Raw genomic sequence first — 6,279 nt, forward strand, 5'->3', positions numbered from 1 at the left:
GCTAATTTATTTAAACTTATTTCGCCTTCTTCGTATTCTTTTATTACTTTTTTCTTTAATTCTAAACTATATTTTTTCATTGCAGCCTCTTTTCTAGCTACAACTTTTGGGGAGTCCTACACCCCCTTAGCGTTCCCCCTTATTACGAAGATTCAATAATAAATAATCATAATTTAATAAAAGATAAAATAACGAAGAATTAAACTAAATAATAATATTATCTTGGATAATAAAACCCCCAATAATAACATATTATTTTATTGTAAAACAATCATCCAATTTTATTGTAAAACAAAACCCAAGCAATCCAATAAGCTCTTAGCCCAATCTTCTTCAGAATGGGTGTCTCCGCTTATTATTCTTAATTTTATATTATCTATTGGAATCCCTGCCTTTATTAGGAGGTCATAATATTTTATCGATGAATCTATATAGGCTTGGCTTATTTTTCTTTCCCCACTCTCTTCTGTGCCTACTTTGATGTAGATTTTTTGGTTGGATTTTAGTCTTGTATCTTTAAAGTAATTTTCAAATTCATCCTTAAAGGCGAAACTTGCTAGGGAGAATATGCCTAAGTTTCCTATTTTGGCTTGGTATTTTTTGCCTATAAAGGCTGATATATTGGCTCCGGCTGATGAGCCAATCATTGATGTAAATTTCTTACTTTTTTTAGTCCTAAATTTCTGGTCTATAAAGGGCTTTAAGGTATTTAAAATGAAATCTGCATAAGCATCCCCTTCTGGCCTTTCTATTTTTAAGTCTGCTAGACTTTGATCAAGGGGCCAAGGACTATATTCTGCCATCCTTGCTGGGCTATTATCTATGGCTACACCTATGAATTCTTTAAGATTTTTATTGTCCCTGATTGTTTCTATGAGTCCCCAAGATCTACCTGAATAGGATTCATTGTCAAAGAAAATATTTTGCCCATCGTGTAAGTAGACTACCGGATATTTTCTAGATTTATTTTGATTGTAAGAATAGGGCAAGATTACCCTTATCCTTCTTATTTCTTTTTTATAATCCATTTCTAGGTAATATTCTTCAAGATTATTTTCCCTTTTTATATTAGACATGGCTTTTCCTTTCTTTTTATTTCTATAATTATATAATTTTATAGATATATATCAATAAAAAGGTCCTCTTGGTTATTTATATATAAAAAATCCAGCCTATTTTAAGCCAGGCTGGATTTTTCTTAATCATGTATAGTTTTATATATCGATATAATTTCAAGTGAATATAAGGCCCTTAATCGTGGTGGTGATGGTGTGTATAGGCCCACTTGTCATGTTCTGTAAATATTATTCCTTGGGTCTTGTTGTATAAGATTATCCCATAAGCCTCAAAAGCTTCATCATGATCATTGTCTTCTTCATCATGATCTTGGTGATTATGATCATGGTCATCATGACCTTCTTCCTCATGAAGCTCTTCCATAATTTCCTTATACTGGTTATTTTCTAAAAGATAAGCATCAAGTGGGGCTCCCTTTAGGTAGAGAATGTATTCATCATCTACTCCCAAGCCATTCGCAAAGTCTACCCAAGATTGGTATTTGATTTCCGCATCTGGCCCCTTTTGATTATTTATTGAAAAATCGGTTAACTTCAGCTTATAGATTCCCTTTTCTATTGTATCGACTATTTTAAATTTACCAGAAAAAATAGACTTATGAATCTCAGACCTATTATAGGTCTCCTGACTTTCTGTCTTTAGTCCAAAATCTTGACCATCTAGGTCAGAGTTTGAGAGAAAATCTCCATCGAAGTCGCCCTTGTCATAAAAATTGAGCGAGCTATAGGCGTAGGGATTTGAAAATGAATCTTTTAGGTTTTTGCCATCAAGAAAGTTAAAGACTTGTTCATTTAAAGATTTAGCTTGGCTTATTTGTTTTTTAGTATTTTCTTTTTCTTGGCCTTGGCCTGCACATCCTACTAATATCAGGCAAAGCCCTAACAAAAATATTTTTTTCATATACATCCTTCATTATAAGTTATTAAAATATTTTACTCTTTTTAAGCCTATATTAAATTTAAAAAGACCCATTTAAGGGCCTTGCTTAAATAAATTTAAATGTTTCTGATAGGTCTTTGCGGTTGGTGTGGTTAGCAAGTGGTTTGCCATCACCATTGGCATAGCCTAAATCTATTAGGCAGACTATTTGCTCATTTTCTGGTAAATCTAGGGCCTTTGCAAGCTCATCTGGATCAAAGAAATTAATCCAACAAGAATCAACCCCTTCATAAGCAGCAGCAAGGACCATGTGGGTTGCCACAATTGTCGCATCTTCCACACCAGAATCATACTTATCGCCAGGATATGTATATATATTATCCTTATCGAAGGCAACAACAAGCACTGTAGGTGCCCCATAACGGCATGGTGTATGCTCATCTATAATAGCAAGAGCCTTTTTAGATTCTGCCACATATATCCTTTGAGGTTGGTTATTTTTAGCAGTTGGTGCAAGGCGACCAGCCTCAAGTACTCTCTCCAAATCATCCCTATCTAAGGCAAGATTAGCAAAATTCTTGCATGAATAACGCTCTTTAACTAAATCAATAAATTCCATAAAAACTCCCTTCTATTTATATCTACCCTAAATTCTTAAAAATAAAATATGTCAAGGTCTAAAACTATGGCAAGGATAAGTTCGAGTTGGCTGATGGTACAAATTTAAGCCTATTAATAGATGAGATAGCTTTACAGCTTACCTGAACCATATCGGCCAAATCCTTTGACAAAGTCGACTATCCTTACTAATTTCCCTTAGTCTATTTTTTAAGATTAACTTTTTTACTATAAACTATATATGCTTACCCGAAATCTCTATAAAATACATAATAATTATAGCAAGAGATAAGGTAAGTTCAAGTAGCGACCAAGCAAATCTATGCTTATTTGCAAGTTTTCTACTAAGAATAAAATCCCTTGTGCCATTAGTAAGTAATAAAATACCTAAAACAAGCCCACTATCTAGGCCATAGAATATAGACCCAATAGCATAAACTATCATAAAGACACCATATCCTAGAAGAAGAGACTTATAATTCGCCTCTCGATTTATCTTATCAAAACTCACTTCATCAGTCTTATTAAATATTTGATCCTTATCCATAAATCCTCCTATCCTGCCAAAGATACTTACACTCATTATATGTTAACAAGTATACTTAGCAAACATGGACAGAAAAAGCTAATATAAAAATATATAAATGAAATCTAACTGTAAATGATAAGAAGAACTATATTATAGATTTGCGGAGTGGCCCTCAATGAACCGTACGGGCTGTCCTCTACTAGCCGGACGGGCTAACTACCGGTAGGTCCGCTCCCATATTTCTCAAAAAAAATAAGCACTTCTTTAGAAATGCTTGGTGGAGCTTCATAGATTCGACCTGTGACCTAGTCCCACGCTTGGGTGCAGCGGACGTAGTACGGTGCATTTTCGAGACGAACGGAGTGAGTCCGAAAAACTGTTATGAATTTACTCATAACCTGTTCTGCGCATAAAAAAAGCACTCCATCTCAGAAGTACTTGGTGGGGCTTCAGGGACTCGAACCCTGGACCTACCGGTTATGAGCCGGGCGCTCTAACCGACTGAGCTAAAGCCCCATATAACTGGTATCCTATGAAATTTATGGTGGACCTGAGTAGACTCGAACTACCGACCTCACGCTTATCAGGCGTGCGCTCTAACCACCTGAGCTACAGGTCCACAAATATAAAGATTTCTCGCTTCGCTCGACCATTCTGCCTCTGCACCAGACCTACAATCCATTTCCTTCAGAAATGGTGTTAGGACTTCGCATGGAGGGTCCTCTATGAGCCGGACGGGCTGTCCTCATCGAGCCGGACGGGCTTGCTTTTGGCAGGGGAGACAGGATTTGAACCCGCGACATCCGGTTTTGGAGACCGACGTTCTGCCAGCTGAACTACTCCCCTAAATCCTTTCATTAAAAGCTAAAACTTCTAAAAAATAAAGCCTTGGGCTTTCATAAGCCCCATGACTTAGGATTTAGTCATATTAGCTTATTTGGTGCCCAGAGGCGGAATCGAACCACCGACACGGGGATTTTCAGTCCCCTGCTCTACCGACTGAGCTATCTGGGCATATTTGGCGGAGAAGGAGGGATTTGAACCCTCGCATCCCTTTTGAAAGGATCTACTCCCTTAGCAGGGGAGCCTCTTTAGCCACTTGAGTACTTCTCCTGGCGGAGAGGAAGGGATTCGAACCCTTGTGAGCCGAAAGACTCTAACGGTTTTCAAGACCGCCCCGTTATGACCGCTTCGGTACCTCTCCTTATTTTATAATAAAAGTATTCAAATGGCTTGCCTCTAATATCCTTTAGGGATATAAAATTAAATCGTTGATAAAAATCAACGAGTTGGCCTTAAGCCTACTTCTCTCCTGCTCACCTATGTAAAGTGAGCTAGGTGGAAGTTATTGGTGACCCATCGGAGATTCGAACTCCGGACACCCTGATTAAAAGTCAGGTGCTCTACCGGCTGAGCTAATGGATCATATGGCTGGGATAGCAGGACTCGAACCTACGCATACCAGAGTCAAAGTCTGGTGCCTTACCGACTTGGCTATATCCCAACAGTCACGTACTAATATAGTATAACACATCTTTGACGTTTTTGCAAGTTTTTTTTATAATTTCTTACATTAGTAAGATTTGGCGCGCCTTCCAGGATTCGAACCTGGGACACACGGATTAGAAGTCCGTTGCTCTATCCAGCTGAGCTAAAGGCGCATAATCATCCTGCATGGCATTAGTAGTTGCCGCTATTAGATTTATTTATCTTTTAGTGGAGCGGGTGAAGGGAATCGAACCCTCGCAACCAGCTTGGAAGGCTGGGGCTCTACCACTGAGCTACACCCGCAAGGTTGGTGGGGATGAGCGGATTCGAACCACTGAAAGCTAAGCTAACGGATTTACAGTCCGTCCCATTTGGCCAACTCTGGAACATCCCCACAATTATTATATTTTAAGATAAAACTTACTGGAGCTGATGATAGGACTTGAACCTACAACCTATTGATTACAAATCAATTGCTCTGCCAATTGAGCTACATCAGCACATTGGATCACTACTGCAATCCAAATGGCGACCTGGATGGGATTCGAACCCACGACCTCCGCCGTGACAGGGCGGCATTCTAACCAGCTGAACTACCAGGCCTCATCAACATTTTATTATAAGATAACAAAATGTAATGAGCAATATTTAATTGCTTTTGGTGGAAGTAACAGGGCTCGAACCTGTGACCCCCTGCTTGTAAGGCAGATGCTCTCCCAACTGAGCTATACTTCCAAAAACAGAACATTTTGTAAGTCCTCGGACTTCGTCCTGCGGTATCCCAAATTTTTAGAATACCTTTATCCGCACACTAGCTCTCTCGCTTCGCTGCGAGGTGCTCCGCACGGGCCCTCTATGAGCCGGGCAGGCTTGTTGGTGACCCCACCGGGATTCGAACCCGGGATACCACCGTGAAAGGGTGGTGTCTTAACCGCTTGACCATGGGGCCTTAATTTAAACATTAATTCAAGTATTTAATTCTATTTTGTTCACACTATACGAGCGGTAACCAGACCTACCAGCCAATTGTTTCACAATTGGGGTTAGGGGCTTCGAACCGCTTGACCATGGGGCCTCATTCATCTTTTTTATGTATTGGTTGCGGGAGCAGGATTTGAACCTACGACCTCCGGGTTATGAGCCCGACGAGCTACCAGACTGCTCTATCCCGCGATAATTCGCATTAGATATGGTAATCTAATTGCTTGCAACTATACATTTATTTAACTTTTAGCTTCTCTAAGCTATTGGTGCCGAGAATCGGAATCGAACCGATACGGTGTTTAACCACCGCAGGATTTTAAGTCCTGTGCGTCTGCCAGTTCCGCCACCCCGGCACATATTAAGTTAAAAGCGGCTTCGGCTTCAAACTAATAAAAGTTTGTTGGCGCTCAGGGTGGGACTCGAACCCACAACCTACCGGTTAACAGCCGGGTGCTCCACCATTGAGCTACCTAAGCATGACATGATAATATAATAGCATGTTTTTTTGATTTTGTCAATACTTATTATGAAATTTACAGTTAGTACAAACTAGCCAAATAGGCTAGTTGTATTAAACTGTTTGGCGACTTCCTACTCTACCACCCAGTTGCCCAGGCAGTACCATCGGCGTTATGAGGCTTAACTTCTGTGTTCGGTATGGGAACAGGTGTATCTCTCATGCAATCATCACCATATTTTTTGAA

4 protein-coding genes, 18 tRNA genes and 1 rRNA gene are annotated in these 6,279 nt (G+C 39.6%); all 23 read right to left on the bottom strand.

Annotation, left to right across the window (positions count from 1 at the left end; all coding sequences use genetic code 11):
- Positions 1–281: 281 nt before the first annotated feature.
- The 23 genes from NH288_RS11030 to rrf all read right to left on the bottom strand — a co-directional run bounded on the left by NH288_RS11030 (position 282) and on the right by rrf (position 6,270).
- Positions 282–1,076: an alpha/beta hydrolase gene (locus NH288_RS11030; protein ID WP_265215345.1), complete on the bottom strand. Its 795-nt coding sequence runs from the start codon at positions 1,074–1,076 to the stop codon at positions 282–284.
- A gap of 175 nt (positions 1,077–1,251) precedes the next feature.
- Positions 1,252–1,977, bottom strand: a complete 726-nt coding sequence (locus NH288_RS11035; RefSeq protein ID WP_265215346.1) for a hypothetical protein — start codon at positions 1,975–1,977, stop codon at positions 1,252–1,254.
- Between the two features lie 85 nt (positions 1,978–2,062).
- Positions 2,063–2,575 (bottom strand): nitroreductase family protein, encoded by a 513-nt coding sequence (locus tag NH288_RS11040; RefSeq protein WP_265215348.1) that lies wholly within the window; start codon positions 2,573–2,575, stop codon positions 2,063–2,065.
- A gap of 234 nt (positions 2,576–2,809) precedes the next feature.
- The gene (locus tag NH288_RS11045) at positions 2,810–3,121 is read right to left on the bottom strand and encodes a hypothetical protein (protein ID WP_265215350.1); all 312 of its coding nucleotides are present in this window, start codon (positions 3,119–3,121) and stop codon (positions 2,810–2,812) included.
- 421 nt (positions 3,122–3,542) lie between these two features.
- Positions 3,543–3,619 (bottom strand) — tRNA-Ile (locus NH288_RS11050).
- A gap of 26 nt (positions 3,620–3,645) precedes the next feature.
- Positions 3,646–3,722, bottom strand: a tRNA-Ile gene (locus NH288_RS11055).
- Between the two features lie 151 nt (positions 3,723–3,873).
- Positions 3,874–3,949, bottom strand: a tRNA-Trp gene (locus NH288_RS11060).
- Positions 3,950–4,041: 92 nt separating this feature from the next.
- A tRNA-Phe gene (locus tag NH288_RS11065) sits at positions 4,042–4,117 on the bottom strand.
- Positions 4,118–4,122: 5 nt separating this feature from the next.
- Positions 4,123–4,216 (bottom strand) — tRNA-Ser (locus NH288_RS11070).
- Positions 4,217–4,307 (bottom strand) — tRNA-Ser (locus NH288_RS11075). It lies immediately after the preceding tRNA gene.
- A gap of 145 nt (positions 4,308–4,452) precedes the next feature.
- Positions 4,453–4,528 (bottom strand) — tRNA-Lys (locus NH288_RS11080).
- Positions 4,529–4,531: 3 nt separating this feature from the next.
- Positions 4,532–4,607: transfer RNA gene (locus NH288_RS11085), tRNA-Gln, on the bottom strand.
- Positions 4,608–4,687: 80 nt separating this feature from the next.
- Positions 4,688–4,764: transfer RNA gene (locus NH288_RS11090), tRNA-Arg, on the bottom strand.
- A gap of 56 nt (positions 4,765–4,820) precedes the next feature.
- Positions 4,821–4,894, bottom strand: a tRNA-Gly gene (locus NH288_RS11095).
- Positions 4,895–4,899: 5 nt separating this feature from the next.
- Positions 4,900–4,985: transfer RNA gene (locus tag NH288_RS11100), tRNA-Tyr, on the bottom strand.
- 30 nt (positions 4,986–5,015) lie between these two features.
- Positions 5,016–5,091, bottom strand: a tRNA-Thr gene (locus tag NH288_RS11105).
- A gap of 26 nt (positions 5,092–5,117) precedes the next feature.
- Positions 5,118–5,194 (bottom strand) — tRNA-Asp (locus NH288_RS11110).
- A 56-nt stretch (positions 5,195–5,250) separates the two neighbouring features.
- A tRNA-Val gene (locus NH288_RS11115) sits at positions 5,251–5,326 on the bottom strand.
- Positions 5,327–5,465: 139 nt separating this feature from the next.
- Positions 5,466–5,540: transfer RNA gene (locus NH288_RS11120), tRNA-Glu, on the bottom strand.
- A 147-nt stretch (positions 5,541–5,687) separates the two neighbouring features.
- A tRNA-Met gene (locus NH288_RS11125) sits at positions 5,688–5,764 on the bottom strand.
- Positions 5,765–5,839: 75 nt separating this feature from the next.
- A tRNA-Leu gene (locus tag NH288_RS11130) sits at positions 5,840–5,928 on the bottom strand.
- Between the two features lie 48 nt (positions 5,929–5,976).
- A tRNA-Asn gene (locus NH288_RS11135) sits at positions 5,977–6,051 on the bottom strand.
- 102 nt (positions 6,052–6,153) lie between these two features.
- Positions 6,154–6,270 (bottom strand): 5S ribosomal RNA (gene rrf / locus NH288_RS11140).
- Positions 6,271–6,279 lie beyond the last annotated feature (9 nt).

It is taken from the genome of Anaerococcus sp. NML200537 (assembly GCF_026131715.1).
GTDB classification, from domain to species: Bacteria; Bacillota; Clostridia; order Tissierellales; family Peptoniphilaceae; genus Anaerococcus; species Anaerococcus kampingae.

Excerpts from the sequence above, each read along its gene's own strand:
- NH288_RS11030 (WP_265215345.1), bottom strand. The coding sequence starts at position 1,076 with ATGTCTAATATAAAAAGGGAAAATAATCTTGAAGAATATTACCTAGAA.
- NH288_RS11035 (WP_265215346.1), bottom strand. The coding sequence starts at position 1,977 with ATGAAAAAAATATTTTTGTTAGGGCTTTGCCTGATATTAGTAGGATGT.
- NH288_RS11040 (WP_265215348.1), bottom strand. The coding sequence starts at position 2,575 with ATGGAATTTATTGATTTAGTTAAAGAGCGTTATTCATGCAAGAATTTT.
- NH288_RS11045 (WP_265215350.1), bottom strand. The coding sequence starts at position 3,121 with ATGGATAAGGATCAAATATTTAATAAGACTGATGAAGTGAGTTTTGAT.